The sequence below is a fragment of the Pseudomonas sp. OST1909 genome (genome assembly GCF_015277575.1).
Classification (GTDB): Bacteria; Pseudomonadota; Gammaproteobacteria; order Pseudomonadales; family Pseudomonadaceae; genus Aquipseudomonas; species Aquipseudomonas synxantha_A.
Map to the genome: position 1 here is coordinate 503,722 of NZ_CP063780.1, position 17,315 is coordinate 521,036.

General features: G+C 60.4%; 16 protein-coding genes. 5 read left to right on the top strand and 11 right to left on the bottom strand.

What is annotated here, in order from left to right; translation table 11 throughout:
• Positions 1-36: 36 nt before the first annotated feature.
• The 7 genes from tauD to IH404_RS02240 form a co-directional block, all read right to left on the bottom strand.
• Positions 37-873, bottom strand: coding sequence for a taurine dioxygenase (gene tauD / locus IH404_RS02210; RefSeq protein ID WP_194439801.1), 837 nt, complete (start codon positions 871-873; stop codon positions 37-39).
• 14 nt (positions 874-887) lie between these two features.
• The gene (gene tauC / locus IH404_RS02215; protein WP_005783800.1) at positions 888-1,724 is read right to left on the bottom strand and encodes a taurine ABC transporter permease TauC; all 837 of its coding nucleotides are present in this window, start codon (positions 1,722-1,724) and stop codon (positions 888-890) included.
• The gene (gene tauB, locus IH404_RS02220; RefSeq protein ID WP_032878412.1) at positions 1,721-2,500 is read right to left on the bottom strand and encodes a taurine ABC transporter ATP-binding subunit; all 780 of its coding nucleotides are present in this window, start codon (positions 2,498-2,500) and stop codon (positions 1,721-1,723) included. Before tauB ends, tauC begins: the two co-directional genes overlap by 4 nt.
• An 18-nt stretch (positions 2,501-2,518) precedes the next feature.
• Entirely contained in the window at positions 2,519-3,496 is a 978-nt protein-coding gene (gene tauA, locus IH404_RS02225; protein ID WP_005783803.1) for a taurine ABC transporter substrate-binding protein, read from the bottom strand.
• Positions 3,497-3,748: 252 nt separating this feature from the next.
• Positions 3,749-5,332: a glutamate--cysteine ligase gene (gene gshA / locus IH404_RS02230; RefSeq protein WP_005783805.1), complete on the bottom strand. Its 1,584-nt coding sequence runs from the start codon at positions 5,330-5,332 to the stop codon at positions 3,749-3,751.
• A 214-nt stretch (positions 5,333-5,546) separates the two neighbouring features.
• The gene (locus IH404_RS02235; RefSeq protein WP_005783806.1) at positions 5,547-5,930 is read right to left on the bottom strand and encodes a PaaI family thioesterase; all 384 of its coding nucleotides are present in this window, start codon (positions 5,928-5,930) and stop codon (positions 5,547-5,549) included.
• The gene (locus IH404_RS02240; RefSeq protein WP_005783808.1) at positions 5,930-8,254 is read right to left on the bottom strand and encodes a Tex family protein; all 2,325 of its coding nucleotides are present in this window, start codon (positions 8,252-8,254) and stop codon (positions 5,930-5,932) included. Before IH404_RS02240 ends, IH404_RS02235 begins: the two co-directional genes overlap by 1 nt.
• A gap of 356 nt (positions 8,255-8,610) precedes the next feature.
• Between IH404_RS02240 and ompR the strand changes: the two genes are divergently transcribed.
• Both ompR and IH404_RS02250 read left to right on the top strand, forming a co-directional pair.
• Positions 8,611-9,351, top strand: coding sequence for a two-component system response regulator OmpR (gene ompR / locus IH404_RS02245; RefSeq protein WP_003187669.1), 741 nt, complete (start codon positions 8,611-8,613; stop codon positions 9,349-9,351).
• A 116-nt stretch (positions 9,352-9,467) separates the two neighbouring features.
• Positions 9,468-10,781: an ATP-binding protein gene (locus IH404_RS02250; protein ID WP_005783812.1), complete on the top strand. Its 1,314-nt coding sequence runs from the start codon at positions 9,468-9,470 to the stop codon at positions 10,779-10,781.
• A gap of 140 nt (positions 10,782-10,921) precedes the next feature.
• On the opposite strand, the gene rimK is transcribed toward IH404_RS02250, so the two are convergent.
• From rimK to IH404_RS02265, 3 genes are read right to left on the bottom strand one after another with little or no spacing between them, the layout of a single operon-like run.
• Entirely contained in the window at positions 10,922-11,827 is a 906-nt protein-coding gene (gene rimK / locus IH404_RS02255; RefSeq protein WP_003187674.1) for a 30S ribosomal protein S6--L-glutamate ligase, read from the bottom strand.
• Complete coding sequence (locus IH404_RS02260) at positions 11,824-12,288, bottom strand: ATP-dependent zinc protease (RefSeq protein WP_169986753.1); 465 nt, start codon at positions 12,286-12,288, stop codon at positions 11,824-11,826. The genes rimK and IH404_RS02260 overlap by 4 nt, the downstream gene beginning before the upstream one ends.
• Before the next feature lie 30 nt (positions 12,289-12,318).
• Positions 12,319-13,098 (bottom strand): EAL domain-containing protein, encoded by a 780-nt coding sequence (locus IH404_RS02265; protein ID WP_194439803.1) that lies wholly within the window; start codon positions 13,096-13,098, stop codon positions 12,319-12,321.
• 116 nt (positions 13,099-13,214) lie between these two features.
• Between IH404_RS02265 and IH404_RS02270 the strand changes: the two genes are divergently transcribed.
• Complete coding sequence (locus tag IH404_RS02270) at positions 13,215-13,622, top strand: S4 domain-containing protein (protein ID WP_005783819.1); 408 nt, start codon at positions 13,215-13,217, stop codon at positions 13,620-13,622.
• A 135-nt stretch (positions 13,623-13,757) separates the two neighbouring features.
• On the opposite strand, the gene IH404_RS02275 is transcribed toward IH404_RS02270, so the two are convergent.
• Positions 13,758-14,561, bottom strand: coding sequence for a phosphatase PAP2 family protein (locus tag IH404_RS02275; protein ID WP_194439805.1), 804 nt, complete (start codon positions 14,559-14,561; stop codon positions 13,758-13,760).
• 124 nt (positions 14,562-14,685) lie between these two features.
• Between IH404_RS02275 and hslO the strand changes: the two genes are divergently transcribed.
• Together hslO and IH404_RS02285 are read left to right on the top strand one after the other, a co-directional pair.
• Positions 14,686-15,588 carry an Hsp33 family molecular chaperone HslO gene (hslO, locus tag IH404_RS02280; RefSeq protein ID WP_005783822.1) on the top strand — a complete coding sequence of 301 codons (903 nt, stop codon included), beginning with the start codon at positions 14,686-14,688 and terminating at the stop codon, positions 15,586-15,588.
• Positions 15,589-15,767: 179 nt separating this feature from the next.
• A complete protein-coding gene (locus IH404_RS02285) occupies positions 15,768-17,309 on the top strand; it encodes a phosphoenolpyruvate carboxykinase (protein ID WP_005783824.1) in 1,542 nt (513 codons plus the stop codon).
• The last annotated feature ends 6 nt before the right edge of the window (positions 17,310-17,315 follow it).

The following is a 17,315-nucleotide window of genomic DNA, read 5'->3' on the forward strand; positions in this document are numbered from 1 at the left end:
AACTGGGTCAAAAATGTGGGAGGGGCGGTGTGGCGACTAGAACGGCACATCCCCAAGAATCGTCGCCCGGTGCATCACCCGCCGCTGTGGCCGGTAGTCATCCACGGCGTAATGCTGGGTCACTCGGTTATCCCAGAACGCCACGTCATTTTCCTGCCAGCGCCAGCGGATGGTGAATTCCGGGCGCGTTGCATGCGCGAACAGCAGTTTGAGAATCGCCTCGCTTTCGGCCGGCTCCAGTTCGTTGATTCTGGTGGTGAAGCCGTCGCTGACGAACAGCGATTTACGCCCACTGACGGGATGGGTACGCACCACCGGATGCGACAACGGTGGGTTCTTGCGGCGGGTTTGCTCCCAGCGCAGCAAGTCTTCGGCGGTATTGCCAAAACGCTCCAAAGGAAAAGATTTGGTGAAATCGTGGGTGGCGGTGAGCCCGTTGAGCAATACCTTCAACGGTTCGGAAAGCGCCTCATACGCCGCAATACCACTGGCCCACAGCGTATCGCCGCCAAACGCCGGCAGCAGCTTGGCGCTGAGCACCGCGCCCAGAGCAGGCGTGGGCAGAAAGGTCACGTCGGTATGCCACACCGCGTTGTCACGCACATCGGTGACCGCGGTGTCGAGGATCAGCACTTCGGGCTGTTCCGGCACGTTGGGGTAGATCGGGTGGATGTGCAGGTCGCCAAAATTGGCCGCGAACCGTGCCTGTTGTTGCGGGGTGATTGGCTGATCACGGAAGAACAGCACCGAATAGTCGAGCAACGCCTGTTCAATGGCGTCGCGCTGTTCAGGGGCCAGCGGCTGAGTAATGTCGACGCCACTGATCTGGGCGCCCAGGGCGGTACTTAATGGGGTAACGGTCAGGCTGCTCATTGTAGATTCTTCACTCAGTGTGCCTGGCCATGCCAGGGCACTAATTTACGCTGCAGGGCGCGCAGGCCCATTTCCATGGCGAAGGCGATCAGGGCGATCACCAGGATCCCCAGCACCACCACATCGGTGACCAGAAACTGCGCCGCCGACTGCACCATGAAGCCCAGGCCACTGGTGGCGGCAATCAACTCGGCGGCGACCAGGGTCGACCAGCCCACGCCCAGGCCGATACGCACACCGGTGAGGATATCGGGCAGGGCGCTGGGCAGGATCACATGGCGAATCAGTTGCGCACGGGTGGCGCCCAACGACTGCGCAGCCCGCAGCTTGGCCGGGTCGACGGTGCGCACCCCGGTTGCGGTGGCGATGGCGATCGGGGCGAAAATCGCCAGGTAAATCAGTAGCACCTTGGACAGCTCGCCAATGCCGCACCAGATCACGATCAGCGGCAGGTAGGCCAGCGGCGGAATCGGCCGGTAGAACTCGATCAACGGATCGAAAATGCCTCGGGCAATGCGGTTGGCACCGATGGCAATCCCCACCGGCACGGCGGTCAGCACCGCAAAACCCAGGCCCAAGCCGATGCGGCTCAGGCTCGCGCCCAGGTGCTGCCACAAGGTGGAATCCATGTAGCCGGTGGTCGCCAGCAGCCAGCCTTTTTGCAACACGGCGGACGGTGGTGGCAGGAACAAAGGTTCGATCAAACCGGTGGCGGTCACCGCCCACCACAGGGCAAGCAGAGCGACCAGGGTCAGTACGCTGATCCAGCGCGTGCTCAGGCTGCGGCGTACCGGGATAACGGCAGGTGCCACCGGCTTGCTGGCCGTGGCGGGAAGTTCGTAGCTGCTCATGCGTACACCTGCCGTTGGGAGAACACTTTGCCCAGCACGTGCTCGCGGGTTTCGATAAAGCGCGGGTCGGACTTGATTGCGCGGGCTGATTCACCGGCAGCGTAACGTTGGCCGAAATCCAGCTGCAGGCGTTCGACGATCTGGCCGGGGTTGGGCGCCAGCAGGATCAGGTCCGTGGCCAGGAACACCGCTTCTTCAATGTCATGGGTAATCAGGAACACCGGCTTGGCCGTGCGCCGCCACACTTGCAGCAGCAACTCCTGCATTTGTTCGCGGGTGAAGGCATCCAGCGCACCGAAGGGTTCGTCCATCAGTAATACGCGAGGGTCGGCCGCCAGGGCGCGGGCGAGGCCAACGCGTTGCTTCTGGCCGCCGGAGAGTTGCCAGATGCGCCGGCTGTCGAAACCGGCCAGGTCCACCAGAGCGAGCATTTCGCGGGCGCGTACTTCGCGCTGCGCCTTGGGCACGCCGGCCAGTTCCAGGCCGAAGGCGACGTTGGCCAGCACGTCCTGCCAGGGCAGCAGGGCGTCGTCCTGGAACACCACACCGCGTTCGGCGCTGGGCCCTTTGACCGGCACACCGTCGAGGGTGATACGCCCGGCAGAAGGCTCGACGAAACCGGCAATCAGGTTCAACAGCGATGTCTTGCCACTGCCGGAGGGGCCCAGGGCGACCAGCAATTGCTGGGGCCCAAGGTCCAGTGAAATATCGGACAGTACCGGTTCCGGGGCGCCTGGGTACTGTGCGCTGATGCGCTCCAGCTGTAGCAAGGCCATCGCGATGAACTCCTTGGATCAGTTAGAAATGAACTTGGCGCTGACGTAAGGGGCGTAGTCGGGCAGTACGGCATCGACCTTGCCTTGTTCCTTGAGGAACACAGCAGTGTCGGTGACTGCCTTGGTGGTCGGCGCGCCCAGCAGGGTCACCTGGTCAGCGGCCAGCGGGTAGACGTTGCCTTGCAGCAGCAAGGGAATATCGCTGGCCTTGGCGCCGGAGAGTTTCACCAGCTTGTCGACGTTGCCGGTGTCGGCGAGCCAGGCTTGTGGGTCTTTGCGGTAGGCGGCGTAGGCATCCAGGGTGACCTTGGCGAAGGCGGTAACGATGTCCGGGTGCTTCTCGGCAAAATCCTTGCGCACGATCCAGGCATCGAATGTTGGCGCGCCGAACTTGGCCAGTTCGCCGGAGGTGATCAACACCTTGCCGTTTTCCTTGGCTACACCCAGAGCCGGGTCCCACACGTAGGTGGCATCGATATCACCGCGCTTCCACGCGGCGATGATGGCCGGAGGCGCCAGGTTGAGGATGGTGACTTTGGCCGGGTCGATGTTCCAGTGTTTCAGCGCGGCAAGCAGGCTGTAGTGGCCGGTGGAGACGAAGGGTACGGCGATTTTTTTGCCGACCAGGTCCTGCGGGCTGTTGATCCCCGACCCATTGCGCGCCACCAGGGCTTCAGCCCCGCCGATCTGGGTGGCAACGAGGAAGGTTTCTACTGGGACTTTGCGGGTTACCGCAGCGGTCAGCGGGCTGGAACCGAGGTAGCCGATCTGCACGTCGCCGGAGGCAATGGCGGCGATGATGTCGGCGCCATTGTCGAATTTGCGCCAGTCGATTTTGGCGTTGGTAGCTTTTTCATAGGCCCCGTCAGCCTGGGCGACTTTGGCCGGGTCGACGGTGGTCTGATAAGCGATAGTCACGTCCGCCGCCTGGGCAAACAGACTGGCACCGGCCAGGGACAACGCGGCCAGCAAGCGCAGAGGGGTCAGCAGTTTCAAGGGGAAGCTCCTCAATCAGGCGGCCGAGAGTCGGCGTGTGAGGAGACTAAATGATCTAAGAACTCGAAAATAAATAACCTTTTCGAATTAGCTTATGAGTAGAAAGGTTGAAGCAAATCTTTGTACCGGTGATGACCAAATGTGGGAGGGGGCTTGCTCCCGATTGCTGAGTGTCAGCCACTGCATCGGTTGGCTGACCCACTGCTATCGGGAGCAAGCCCCCTCCCACATTTGAACTAAGTAGAGCTCCGGTTAGTTGCTGATGGCCAGGATGCTTGCCTGGTACGACCCGACAAACACATCGAAATCGCCCACTTCGTTCTGCTCCAGCTCCACCTGTTGCGCCAGCGAAGCACGCGCCAGTTCTTCGAAGTGCGCTTGTTCTTCAGCAGCCAGGGGCTGTTTGCGGAAGTACTCGGCATGGACCTCGCTCTGATGCAGGGAGAACTGCGCGAAGCTCTCCTTGCGTTCAGCCATGGCCGCCAACACCTGGGCCGACGGCGTCAGGGACGGGTCCTTGACCTTGGCCAGTTGGGCATCCAGCGCTTCACTGTGTTCGGTAATACCTTGGCTCTCGTCGAGCAAGGCAGCCAATGGTGCAATCTTCTCCAGCAACTGCGCAGCCCATTCCTTCATGTCCACCGGCTGGCCGTCACGCTGCAATTGCAGGCCCGGACGCCGACCTTCCTTGACCACGCTGAGGAAGTTGGAGGTGGCGTTGCCGCACTCGTTGTTGGCGAACAGCGGGCTGTCGTTCAGCGCGCAATACAGCAGGAATGCGTCGAGGAATCGCGACTCCGGCAAGTCGATCCCCATCGGCAGGAACGGGTTGATGTCCAGGCAACGCACTTCGATGTACTGGATGCCACGGGCCATCAGCGCCTGGATCGGCCGCTCGCCGGTGTAGGTCACACGCTTGGGGCGGATATTGGAGTAGTACTCGTTTTCGATCTGCAGGATGTTGGTGTTGAGCTGCACCCACTCACCATCCTTGTGCGTGCCGACTTCAACATACGGTGCGTAGGGCGTTGCCACCGCTTCGCGCAGGCTGTCGGTGTAGCTGGCCAGGTCGTTGTAGCAAGGCGTCAGGCCAGCCTGGGCGTTGCTTTGGTAACCCAGGTCGCTCATGCGCAGGCTCGTGGCGTAGGGCAGGTACAGGGTGTCGGCATCCAGGGCTTCAAGCTGGTGCGAGCGGCCGCGCAGGAAACCGGCGTCCAGGGCTGGCGAGGCACCAAAGAGGTACATCAACAGCCAGCTGTAGCGACGGAAATTACGGATCAGCGCGATATAGGCCGTGGACTGATAGTCACGGTCGGTACCGACAAAGCCTTCGGCTTCCTTGAGCAACGGCCACAGCTGTTCCGGCAGCGAAAAGTTGTAGTGGATGCCGGCGATGCACTGCATGGTCTTGCCGTAGCGCAGGGCCAGGCCCTTGCGGTACACATACTTGAGCTGGCCGATATTGGAGGTGCCGTAGTAGGCGATCGGAATATCTTCCTCGGCCGGTAACGGGCACGGCATCGAGGGGCTCCACAGGTATTCGCTGCCCAGCTTGGAGTAGGCAAAGCGATGGATCTTGTCCAGGCTGCCCAGGGTCTCGGCCGGGTTGGGCAGGGCTGGGGTGATGAACTCCAGCAGCGATTCCGAATAGTCAGTGGTGATCTGTTCGTTGGTCAACGCAGCGCCCAGGGCTTCAGGGTGCGGCGTTTGCGCCAGGCGACCCTCGCTGGTGACGCGCAGGCATTCGCGCTCGATGCCGTGCAAGCACTGCTCTAGCAGGGAGAGGTGTTCGCGCTTGCCGAGCAGGGCCAGGCGGCGGTTGAGAAGTTCGCTCAAGTTGGATTCCTTCACGCGTCAGTCGCCCCAATATGGGGGTGGGCAGGACGGTCTACAAGGGTGAAGTGGAAACTGGCGTGATCGCCTGGTTCTGAGTCGATTTGACCCGCTCTGAATTTGCCGACTTCACTCCATGAATTGGGCTACAGCGCAGCGAGAAAATTCCGACGCTGTTATCGCAGCGCCGAAATTAACTCAAATTGAGGGTGGGGAGCTATAGGGCAGCGAACGTGCCCTGCGCTTTTGCGACAAGTCTTTCGCCCTGGTACACGTCGGCTTCGACCACCAACGTGCGCCGGCCGGCGTGGATTACCCGGCTGGTGCACAGCACGTCACCGTCTTCGACGGCGCGAATATAGTTGATCTTGCATTCGATGGTGGCGCTCTGCTGGTCGAAACCATGGGCGCTGGAACAGGCCAGGCCCATCGTGATGTCCACCAGGCTGAAAATCGCCCCGCCATGGAGCTTGCCTGCACGGTTGCGCAGGTGCGGCTCCAGGGTCAGGGCCACCTCGGCAACGCCTTCATCCAGGCGCTGCAGGCGGCAGCCGATCAGCTCGCTGAACGCGCTCTGGGTCAAGCCAGCCGGGATCTCCATCAACGCTTCTTCAACTGTTTGGCATTGGCGAACAGCGATGCCATGGCGTTGTTGCTCGGCGCGGCAGTCGTAGCTTCCTTGCGCGGCGCGGTGTTCTGCGACTGGCGCGGTGCCGAACCTGGGCGAGCGCCACGAGCACCGTCGATCTTCTCGCCCGGGGTATCGCTCATGCGCATCGACAGGCCCACGCGTTTACGCGGGATATCGACTTCCATGACCTTGACCTTGACCACGTCACCGGCTTTGACCGCTTCACGCGGGTCCTTGATGAACTTCTCCGAAAGCGCGGAGATATGCACCAAACCGTCCTGATGCACGCCAATATCCACGAAGGCGCCAAAGTTGGTCACGTTGGTCACTACACCTTCGAGGATCATGCCCGGTTGCAGATCCTTGAGGTCTTCGACGCCGTCCTGGAACTCGGCGGTCTTGAACTCGGGACGTGGGTCGCGGCCAGGTTTTTCCAGCTCTTGCAGGATGTCGGTGATGGTCGGCACACCGAAGGTTTCGTCGGTGTACTTCTTTGGATCCAGACGCTTGAGGAAGGCGGCGTCGCCGATCAGCGAGCGGATATCACGGTCGGTCTCGGCGGCAATGCGTTGCACCAGCGGGTAGGCTTCCGGGTGAACCGCCGAGGCGTCGAGCGGGTTATCGCCATTCATCACGCGTAGGAAGCCGGCCGCTTGTTCAAAGGTTTTTTCACCCAGGCGTGCGACTTTTTTCAGCGCAGCACGGGTTTTGAACGCACCATTTTCGTCGCGATGGCTGACGATGTTCTGCGCCAGGGTCGCGTTGAGGCCCGAGATTCGCGCCAGCAGTGCCACCGAAGCGGTATTCACGTCTACGCCTACGGCGTTTACGCAATCTTCCACCACCGCATCCAGGCCGCGTGCCAGTTTAAGCTGCGATACGTCGTGCTGGTATTGGCCGACGCCGATGGACTTAGGATCGATCTTCACCAGCTCGGCCAGCGGATCTTGCAGGCGACGGGCGATGGAAACGGCGCCACGGATCGACACGTCGAGGTCCGGGAACTCCTTGGACGCCAGCTCCGAAGCCGAGTACACCGAAGCACCCGCCTCGGAGACCATGACCTTGGTCATCTTCATGGCCGGGTATTTTTTGATCAGCTCGGCGGCCAGCTTATCGGTTTCGCGGCTGGCAGTGCCGTTGCCGATGGCGATCAGGTCTACCGCGTGCTTGGCGCACAGGGCGGCAAGGATCGCCAGGGTCTGGTCCCATTTGTTGTGCGGCACGTGCGGGTACACGGTGGCGTGGTCCAGCAGCTTGCCGGTGGCGTCGACCACCGCGACCTTGCAACCGGTGCGCAGGCCCGGGTCGAGGCCCAGGGTGGCACGCGGGCCGGCCGGTGCGGCCAGCAGCAGGTCGTGCAGGTTGTGGGCGAACACGTTGATCGCCTCGGTTTCGGCGCCGTCGCGCAACTCGCCCAGCAGGTCGGTTTCCAGATGGGTGTAGAGCTTGACCTTCCAGGTCCAGCGCACGACTTCACCGAGCCACTTGTCCGCAGGGCGATTCTGATTCTGGATGCCGAATTGTTGACCGATCATGCCTTCGCACGGGTGCATGGTGCCCGGCAGCTCGTCGCCGACCTTCAGCGCGGAGCTGAGAATGCCTTCGTTGCGGCCACGGAAAATCGCCAGGGCGCGGTGGGACGGCATGCTTTTGAGCGGCTCGTCGTGTTCGAAGTAGTCGCGGAATTTGGCGCCTTCCTCCTCTTTGCCGGCGATGACGCGGGCGCTGAGGATGGCCTCCTGCTTCAAGTAGGTGCGCAGTTTTTCCAGGAGGCTGGCGTTTTCGGCGAAGCGCTCCATCAGGATGTACTTGGCGCCTTCGAGGGCAGCCTTGACGTCGGCGACGCCTTTTTCAGCATCGATGAAACGGGCGGCCTCGGTTTCCGGCGTCAACGACGGGTCGTTGAACAGGCCATCGGCCAAATCGCCCAGGCCGGCTTCCAGGGCGATCTGGCCCTTTGTACGACGTTTCTGTTTGTACGGCAGGTAAAGGTCTTCGAGGCGGGTCTTGGTGTCCGCGAGTTTGATGTCGCGCTCCAGTTGAGGGGTCAACTTGCCCTGTTCCTCGATGCTGGCGAGGATGCTGATACGCCGTTCGTCGAGTTCTCGCAGGTAGCGCAGGCGCTCTTCCAGGTGACGCAGTTGAGTGTCGTCGAGGCTGCCGGTCACTTCTTTTCGGTAACGGGCGATGAAAGGCACCGTGGAGCCTTCATCCAGTAGAGCGACGGCCGCTTCGACCTGTTGTGGGCGTACACCGAGTTCCTCGGCGATGCGGCTGTTGATGCTGTCCATAAAACCACCTGAAATTCTTAAAATCAGCGCGCCGGCCCGTAAAAACAAGGCCCGGCGAGGCTGGTTGAGCGGCCCGACTGGCGCCGCTGCCTGGGTCAAGAGGCTGCCTATTGACCCTCGAAATCGAAAAATTCACGACAAGCGGGTAAAAAAGCCCGGCAGCAAACGGTAACGATCTGACGTTGCCCTGCACGGAGGCGCCGCATTATAACCAGCGTTCTGCTATTGGGGGGTACTGCGCCGGAGGTTGTAGGGCGTGGGTTCGCTGGCAGTAGATGAAAAATCTGCTAACAATGCACACGGTGCGTATAACGGCAGCTACGCCATAATGCGCGCCGAGATAAGAGGAGCATCCAATGAGCAGCACCGCACAAACTGCTGAAGGCGAAAAAATTCTCATCGTTGATGACGATCCGGGGCTGAGCAGCCTGCTGGAGCGTTTTTTCAACTCCAAGGGCTACCGTGCCCGCGCGGTGCCGAACACCGAGCAAATGGACCGCCTGTTGGGGCGTGAAGTGTTCAACCTGGTCGTGCTCGATCTGATGCTGCCCGGCGAAGACGGCCTTACCGCCTGCAAGCGCCTGCGTGGTGCCAACAACCAGATTCCAATCATCATGCTCACCGCCAAGGGCGATGAGCTGAGCCGCATCAAGGGCCTTGAACTGGGCGCTGATGACTACCTGGCCAAGCCGTTCAACCCTGATGAGCTGATGGCGCGGGTCAAGGCCGTATTGCGTCGCCAGGCACCGGCCGTGCCGGGCGCACCGGGCAGCGAAGACGAAAGCGTCACCTTTGGCGACTACGAACTGTCGTTGGCCACCCGTGAGCTCAAGCGTGGCGAAGAAGTGCACATGCTTACCACCGGCGAATTCGCGGTGCTCAAGGCTCTGGTGATGAACGCCCGTCAGCCGCTGACCCGTGACAAGCTGATGAACCTGGCCCGTGGCCGTGAATGGGACGCCCTGGAGCGCTCCATCGACGTGCAGATTTCCCGACTGCGCCGGATGATTGAGCCGGACCCCTCCAAGCCGCGGTATATCCAGACGGTGTGGGGCGTGGGTTATGTGTTTGTGCCGGATGGCACCGCAACCAAGTGACCGATGATTTGCAGGGGCGGGTATCCGGCGTTTGACTCCATGAGAGTCGACGGGATGCCCGGCGTCTGCAATTCTGCGAGCACCGCTCGTTCCTGCAAGGTGTGCAGCTTTCATCTATGAAAACCCCGCTGTGGTTCCCACAAAGTTTCTTCTCTCGCACCCTTTGGCTGGTGCTTATTGTCGTTCTGTTTTCCAAGGCGCTCACGCTGGTTTATCTGTTGATGAACGAAGACGTGCTGGTGGATCGGCAGTACAGCCACGGTGTGGCCCTGACGTTGCGGGGCTATTGGGCCGTAGACCCTGAGAACCGAGAAAAGGTGGCCAAGGCGTCGACCTTGACTCGGGTTGATGGGGCCGGCGTGCCTGAAGGCGAGCAGCATTGGCCTTACAGCGAGATCTATCAGCGCCAGATGCAGGCCGAACTGGGCGCCGACACCGAGGTGAGGCTGCGCATGCATGTTTCACCGGCGTTATGGGTGCGGGCACCTAGCCTGGGCGATGCCTGGATCAAGGTGCCGCTTTATCCGCACCCGCTGCGCGGGCAGAAAATCTGGAACGTGCTGGGCTGGTTCCTGGCCATCGGCTTGCTTTCAACGGCCTCCGCGTGGATCTTCGTCCGTCAGCTCAACCAACCACTCAAGCGCCTGGTATTTGCCGCTCGCCAATTGGGCCAGGGGCGCAGTGTGCGCCTGCCGGTCAGCGACACGCCCAGTGAGATGACCGAGGTGTACGGCGCGTTCAACCAGATGGCGGAAGACGTCGAGCAGGCCGGGCGCGAGCGCGAGCTGATGCTGGCAGGCGTGTCCCATGACTTGCGCACACCGTTGACGCGATTGCGCCTGTCCCTGGAGCTGATGGGGGACCATACCGACCTCACCGATGACATGGTGCGCGATATCGAGGACATGGACGCTATCCTGGACCAGTTCCTGGCCTTCATCCGCGACGGGCGTGATGAAGTGGTTGAGGAGGTGGACCTCACGGACCTCGTGCGTGAGGTGGTTGCGCCCTATAACCAGAACGGTGAGCAGGTGCGCATGCGCCTGGAGCCGATCCAGCCGTTTGCATTGCGCCGGGTCTCGATGAAGCGCCTGCTGAACAACCTGATCGGCAACGCCTTGCATCATGCCGGTTCCGATGTGGAGGTGGCGGCGTATGTCTCCGGTGACAGTGCCGCGCCTTACGTGGTGCTGAGCGTGATGGACCGTGGCACGGGGATCGACCCTGCCGAGCTTGAGGGTATCTTCAACCCGTTCACCCGTGGCGACCGAGCCCGAGGTGGCAAGGGCACCGGGTTGGGGTTGGCGATCGTGCGACGAATCGCCTCGATGCATGGCGGAAATGTCGAGTTGCGTAACCGGGAAGAAGGCGGGTTGGAGGCGCGGGTGCGCTTGCCGCTTGGGTTGATGCTGCCTAGAGATGCGGTCTGACAAACAACAAATATCAAAAATGTGGGAGGGGGCTTGCTCCCGATGGCGGTCTTTCAGTCAAGAAGTTCAGTGACTGTGACACCGCTATCGGGAGCAAGCCCCCTCCCACATTGGTTTCATGTCGGGATTAAAATAGGCTTTTAGCCTTTGCCCTTGGTCCGAGTCATATTCGGCCCACCATTCTTTTCCAGATGCTGAATGATGATCCCCGCCACGTCCTTGCCGGTGGTGGTCTCGATCCCTTCCAGGCCCGGCGATGAGTTCACTTCCATCACCAGCGGCCCATGATTGGAGCGCAGGATATCCACGCCTGCCACGCTCAAGCCCATCACCTTGGCTGCCCGCAGTGCGGTCATGCGTTCTTCCGGTGTGATCTTGATCAGGCTGGCGCTGCCGCCACGGTGCAGGTTGGAGCGGAACTCACCGGGCTTGGCCTGGCGCTTCATCGCCGCGATCACTTTGTCGCCCACCACGAAGCAGCGAATATCCGCGCCGCCGGCTTCCTTGATGTACTCCTGCACCATGATGTTCTGCTTGAGGCCCATGAACGCCTCGATCACCGATTCAGCTGCCGTCGCCGTTTCACACAGCACCACACCGATGCCTTGGGTGCCTTCCAGTACCTTGATCACCAGCGGTGCACCATTGACCATCTCGATCAGGTCAGGGATGTCATCCGGGGAGTGTGCAAAGCCTGTGACCGGCAAGCCGATACCCCGGCGTGACAGCAACTGCAGCGAACGCAGTTTGTCCCGCGAGCGGGCAATGGCCACGGATTCGTTGAGAGGAAACACCCCCATCATTTCAAACTGACGCAACACCGCGCAGCCATAAAACGTCACCGAAGCGCCGATACGCGGGATCACCGCATCAAAGCCTTCCAAGGGTTTGCCCCGGTAGTGAATCTGCGGCTTGTGGCTGGCAATGTTCATGTAGGCACGCAACGTGTCGATCACCACCATTTCATGGCCACGTTCAGTGCCGGCCTCGACCAGGCGGCGGGTGGAATACAGACGCGGGTTTCGCGACAGCACAGCAATCTTCATGCAGCACCTGGGGCAGAAATAGTGGAGACCGGGAACACCGGCTTGTCTTGAACGTACTTGACGCCTGGATTGACGACCAACTGGCCGTCAATCAACGCCTTGGAGCCCAGTAACAGGCGGTAACGCATGGCTTTGCGACAGGCGAGGGTGAATTCCACCCGCCATACCCGGTCACCCAGCGCCAGGGTGGTGCTGATCACGTAGCGCACCTGCGCATGGCCATTGGAGCTCTTGATGGTTTTCATCGTCACCAGGGGCGCTTCGCAGCGACGGTGACGCAGTTGCACCACGCTGCCCAGGTGCGCGGTAAAGCGCACCCACTTTTCACCGTCGCGCTCAAACGGCTCGATATCGGTGGCGTGCAGGCTTGAGGTGCTGGCACCGGTGTCGATCTTCGCGCGCAGGCCCGCCACTCCCAGGTCGGGAAGTGCCACCCATTCACGCAGACCCACAACGGTCAAATGGTCAAATGTCTTCAATATGGGTACCGGTCAATTTGCCCAGGCTTGAGGAGAAACCTTGGCCAGGGCATTGAATGCAGGTTTGGCGAACCAAAAACCCTGCATCAGAAATATTCCACAGTCGGAGAGGAAATCCCGCTCGCCAGCACTTTCGATGCCTTCGGCGATGACAGTAACTCCCAACTGCTCACAGATTGTGACAATCCCCCGGACGATCACCTGACGGACACGGTCTTGATCGACATCGCGAATCAACGCCATGTCGAGTTTGATCAGGTCGGGTTGGAAATCGGCCAGCAGGTTCAGCCCCGAATAACCCGCACCGAAGTCGTCGATGGCGGTCTTGAAGCCGAATTCGCGATATTCACGCAGAATATTCGTCAAATGGCGATAGTTATCTACATGCTCGCTTTCCAGCGTCTCGAAAATCAGCCGGTCCAGCGGGAAATTGTGCGCCCGGGCGGCCTCCAGGGTGCTGCGAATACACAGTTCCGGGCGATATACGGCATTGGGCATGAAATTGATGGAAAGGTGAGTCTGCATGCCCAGCGCTGCGGCACCGGCGATGGCCTTGGTTCGGCAGCGCTGGTCGAAGTGGTAGCGATTGGTTTCGTTGACCTGGGCCAGCACCGACAGCGCGCCTTCTCCCTGGGTACCGCGCACCAAGGCTTCATTGGCGAATATCGAGTGGTCACGCAGGTCTACGATAGGCTGGTAGGCGAACGCAAAGTCGAACCCCAGAGGCTCGCTTTGCTGGCAACCCACGCACCGCTGGTTGGGCGAGGTGAGTGAAAGGGGGAAGTCGGTCACAGCGTATCCTCGCGAAAACAGGGTGCTACCTGGCGTATCTTAGGTGAGCCTTGGGGTTTATGCGTCGAAGGGTTTCAACGGTAAGGTTGCGACATTTTTCAGAGCGAGGAATTCAAGTGGGTCAAAAACAGGAAGAGGAAGAAAAGGTCCGACTGGACAAGTGGTTGTGGGCCGCGCGGTTCTACAAAACCCGTGCCCTGGCCAAGGCCGCAATCGAAAGCGGGAAGGTTCATCATCGCGGCGAGCGCTGCAAACCGGGCAAAGAGCCACGTATCGGTGATGAGTTTCAGATTCGTACAGGATTTGATGAAAAGACCGTCGTGGTGCAGGCGCTTTCTGTCGTGCGCCGCGGGGCACCCGAAGCGCAGGCGCTGTACACCGAGACCGAAGCGAGTATCGCCAAGCGCGAAAACGCAGCGGCCATGCGCAAGGCCGGAGCGACCGGCATGACCACCGATGGCAAGCCAAGCAAGAAGCAGCGCCGCGATCTATTCAAGTTCCGCGGCAGCGGCAACGACGATTGATTACGAATCTCCTGCCGGCAGCAGATCAAAATGTGGGAGGGGGCTTGCTCCCGATAGCAGAGTGTCAGCCAATACACTTGTGACTGAGCCACTGCAAATCGGGAGCAAGCCCCCTCCCACATTTAACCCGCGCATTTAAGGAGCGGTGCGTATGACGCTCAATCGCCCGATCACCGGCAGTTTTCCAAGCAACCCGAACACCGGCGCGGTTACCCGCAACAGGAACCCCGACACCTTCGCCGCAAACGGCGTGTAATACCCCCACCCCAGCGCCAACAGCGCCAGCAGTACGCCACCTATGTAATCGTCCTGACCCCAGTGCGCGCCCGCAACCAGGCGCGGCATCATGAACAGCAGCGCCAGGCCCCAGATCACCAGCACCTGGCCGATGCGCTTGGCAAATACGGTCATGAACATTCCCCAGATCAACAGCACCGAGGCATGGTCGCCCGGGAAGCTCTGGCTGGAACGGTCCTTCAACTCCCAGGTTTTCTCCAGCCCCGGGAAAAAATCACTCATCTGAATCGCGCCGCCGATCACCATGGACGGGCTGCTGTGCTGCCAGCCCATATGCGCCGCGAGTTTGGAGAACAACATTCGAATAAACAGCAACAGCAGCAGAATGCCGAGAAAACCAAAAAACGCCTGGCGCACCTGCACGGCCTTGAACACCCAGTCACCGCGGATCAGCAGCGTCAGCAAAATAACGCCGACCACTGCATCAAACGGCCGCAGACTGGCCACGGCCCACACATGCAGCCAGGTCGAATGGGTGGCCAGCGGGCCATTGAGCAGATGAAACAGCCACTCGTCGAAAATCACACACAGCATCTGGCCCGTGGGCCACAGCCAAAAACACAGCAGTCCGATAGCGAGTAGATTGCAAAGAGCCCATCGCCGGAGGTTCCAGTTGGCTTGGAACAAACCCGGATTGTTCATAAACTGTCCCTCATCGCTCTATTCAGCTCCTTGAATTCAGGAGAAGTCGCACCAAGATGGTGCTAAAGCGTTTAATTTTATAAACCTTGTAATCATTTTGTCATCACTTCAGATACCCAGACCTATGACTGATCTACCGGATACCGACTTCACCCAACGCTTCATCTTCGATGAGAGCGATGCCCGCGGCGAGATGGTGTCGTTGGAGCTCAGCTATGCCGAAGTCCTTGCCAAACACGCCTATCCGGAGCCGGTCGCGCAATTGCTCGGCGAGCTGATGGCCGCCGCGGCGCTGCTGGTTGGCACCATGAAGTTCGACGGGTTGCTGATCTTGCAGGCCCGTTCTGAAGGGCCGGTGCCCATGTTGATGATCGAGTGCTCCAGCGAGCGCGAAATCCGTGGCCTGGCCCGTTATGAAGCCGACCAGATCGCCGCGGACGCCACCTTGGCCGACCTGATGCCCAATGGCGTCCTGGCACTCACCGTCGACCCGACCGAAGGCCAACGCTACCAGGGCATTGTCGACCTCGATGGCCAAACCCTGTCGGAGTGCTTCACCAACTACTTCGTAATGTCCCAGCAGGTGGGCACCAAGTTCTGGCTTAACGCCGACGGCAAACGTGCCCGTGGTTTGCTGGTGCAACAATTGCCGGCCGATCGCATCAAGGATGAGGATGATCGTGCCGAAAGCTGGCGGCATATCATCGCCTTGGCTGACACGTTGAAGGCCGAAGAACTGCTGGGCCTGGACAACGAAACCATCCTGCACCGCCTTTACCATGAAGAGGCTGTGCGGCTGTTTGACTCTCAAGCCTTGCACTTTCATTGCAGCTGTTCGCGCGAGCGTTCGGGCAACGCCTTGGTCAGCCTGGGCCTGGAAGATGCGCAAAATCTGGTGGTGGAACACGGCGGCCATATCGAGATCGATTGCCAGTTCTGCAACCAGCGCTACCTGTTCGATGCCGCTGATGTAGCCCAATTGTTCGCCGGAGCGGGCATCGACACCCCTTCCGACACCCGCCACTAAAACGTTTAAGCACAGGTAAATCACCTGACAAACGCCGGATTAGAGGTGTTCTGACGGGAGGGCCCTACTCTTTTTGGGCTTTTCTGGCATAATCCGGCCCACTTTTTTCGCGGTAGTAGTGCGCAACTTTCTACTACAAAACGTTTGGAGCACTCGGCCATAGGCCGACGGGGAACCTCATGACGCAAGCCAATAACGCCGTATACACCGATCTGAGTGTTGACGATCTGGTCAAAGAAGCCCTGCAGCGCGGTGAAGGCGTGCTTGCCGATACTGGTGCGCTGGTTGTCGAAACCGGTCACCGCACCGGTCGTTCGCCGGTCGACCGTTTTATCGTTGAAGAGCCTTCCACCCAGGACGCCATTGCCTGGGGCCCAATCAACCGCAAGTTCCCGGCCGACAAGTTTGATGCCCTGTGGGCTCGCGTCGAGGCGTTCAACAACGCGCAAGAGCATTTCGTTTCCCATGTTCACGTAGGGGCCGCAGAAGACCACTACCTGGCCGTGAAAATGACCACCCAGACTGCCTGGCAGAACCTGTTCGGTCGTTGCCTGTTCATCAACCCGGCCCAGTACAACCCGGCCGGTCGTGAAGAGTGGCAAGTGCTCAACGTGGCCAACTTCGAGTGCGTGCCAGAGCGTGACGGCACCAACTCCGACGGTTGCGTGATCCTCAACTTCGCACAGAAAAAAGTGCTGATCGCCGGTATGCGTTACGCCGGTGAAATGAAAAAAGCCATGTTCTCGGTGCAGAACTTCCTGCTGCCGGCCGCCGACGTACTGCCGATGCACTGCGCCGCCAACATTGGCGAAGCGGGCGACGTGACCCTGTTCTTCGGCCTGTCCGGCACCGGCAAGACCACCCTGTCGGCCGACGAAAGCCGTTACCTGATCGGTGACGACGAACACGGCTGGGGCGAAGGCGTGGTGTTCAACATCGAAGGCGGTTGCTATGCCAAGTGCATCGACCTATCGGAGAAGAACGAGCCGGTTATCTGGAAAGCCATCAAGCACGGCGCCGTGCTGGAAAACGTCGTGATCGACGAGGCCAAGCACGCCGACTACGCTGATGTCAGCCTGACCCAGAACAGCCGTGCCGCCTACCCGCTGGAGCACGTTGCCAAGCGTTCCGAGAAAAACCTGGGCGGCGAGCCAAACGCAGTGATCTTCCTGACCTGCGACCTGACCGGCGTACTGCCGCCCGTGTCGATCCTCAGCGAAGAACAAGCGGCCTACCACTTCCTGTCCGGCTACACCGCGTTGGTGGGCTCGACTGAAATGGGTTCCGGCAGCGGTATCAAGTCGACCTTCTCCACCTGCTTCGGCGCGCCGTTCTTCCCGCGTCCGGCCGGCGAATACGCTGAGCTTTTGATCAAGCGCATCCGTGGTTTCGGCTCCAAGGTCTACCTGGTCAACACCGGCTGGACCGGTGGCGGCTACGGCGTTGGCAAGCGCTTCAACATCCCGACTACTCGCGGCGTGATCGCCGCGATCCAGAGCGGCGCGTTGATCGGTGCGCAAACTGAACACCTCGACACTATCAACCTCGACGTGCCATTGGCCGTACCGGGCGTTGAGACCGGCCTGTTGAACCCACGTAACACCTGGGCTGACAAAGCCGCCTACGACGAAGCTGCGAAAGCGCTGGCGGGCCTGTTCATCGAGAACTTCAAGAAGTTTGAAGTGAGCGATGCGATCAAGGCTGCGGGTCCTAAGTTGTAAGACTCA

Coding starts and splice junctions, on each gene's coding strand:
- tauD (WP_194439801.1), bottom strand. CDS start 873: ATGAGCAGCCTGACCGTTACCCCATTAAGTACCGCCCTGGGCGCCCAG.
- ompR (WP_003187669.1), top strand. CDS start 8,611: ATGAGCAGCACCGCACAAACTGCTGAAGGCGAAAAAATTCTCATCGTT.
- IH404_RS02235 (WP_005783806.1), bottom strand. CDS start 5,930: ATGGAGATCCCGGCTGGCTTGACCCAGAGCGCGTTCAGCGAGCTGATC.
- IH404_RS02250 (WP_005783812.1), top strand. CDS start 9,468: ATGAAAACCCCGCTGTGGTTCCCACAAAGTTTCTTCTCTCGCACCCTT.
- rimK (WP_003187674.1), bottom strand. CDS start 11,827: ATGAAGATTGCTGTGCTGTCGCGAAACCCGCGTCTGTATTCCACCCGC.
- IH404_RS02275 (WP_194439805.1), bottom strand. CDS start 14,561: ATGAACAATCCGGGTTTGTTCCAAGCCAACTGGAACCTCCGGCGATGG.
- hslO (WP_005783822.1), top strand. CDS start 14,686: ATGACTGATCTACCGGATACCGACTTCACCCAACGCTTCATCTTCGAT.
- IH404_RS02240 (WP_005783808.1), bottom strand. CDS start 8,254: ATGGACAGCATCAACAGCCGCATCGCCGAGGAACTCGGTGTACGCCCA.
- tauC (WP_005783800.1), bottom strand. CDS start 1,724: ATGAGCAGCTACGAACTTCCCGCCACGGCCAGCAAGCCGGTGGCACCT.
- IH404_RS02285 (WP_005783824.1), top strand. CDS start 15,768: ATGACGCAAGCCAATAACGCCGTATACACCGATCTGAGTGTTGACGAT.
- tauB (WP_032878412.1), bottom strand. CDS start 2,500: ATGGCCTTGCTACAGCTGGAGCGCATCAGCGCACAGTACCCAGGCGCC.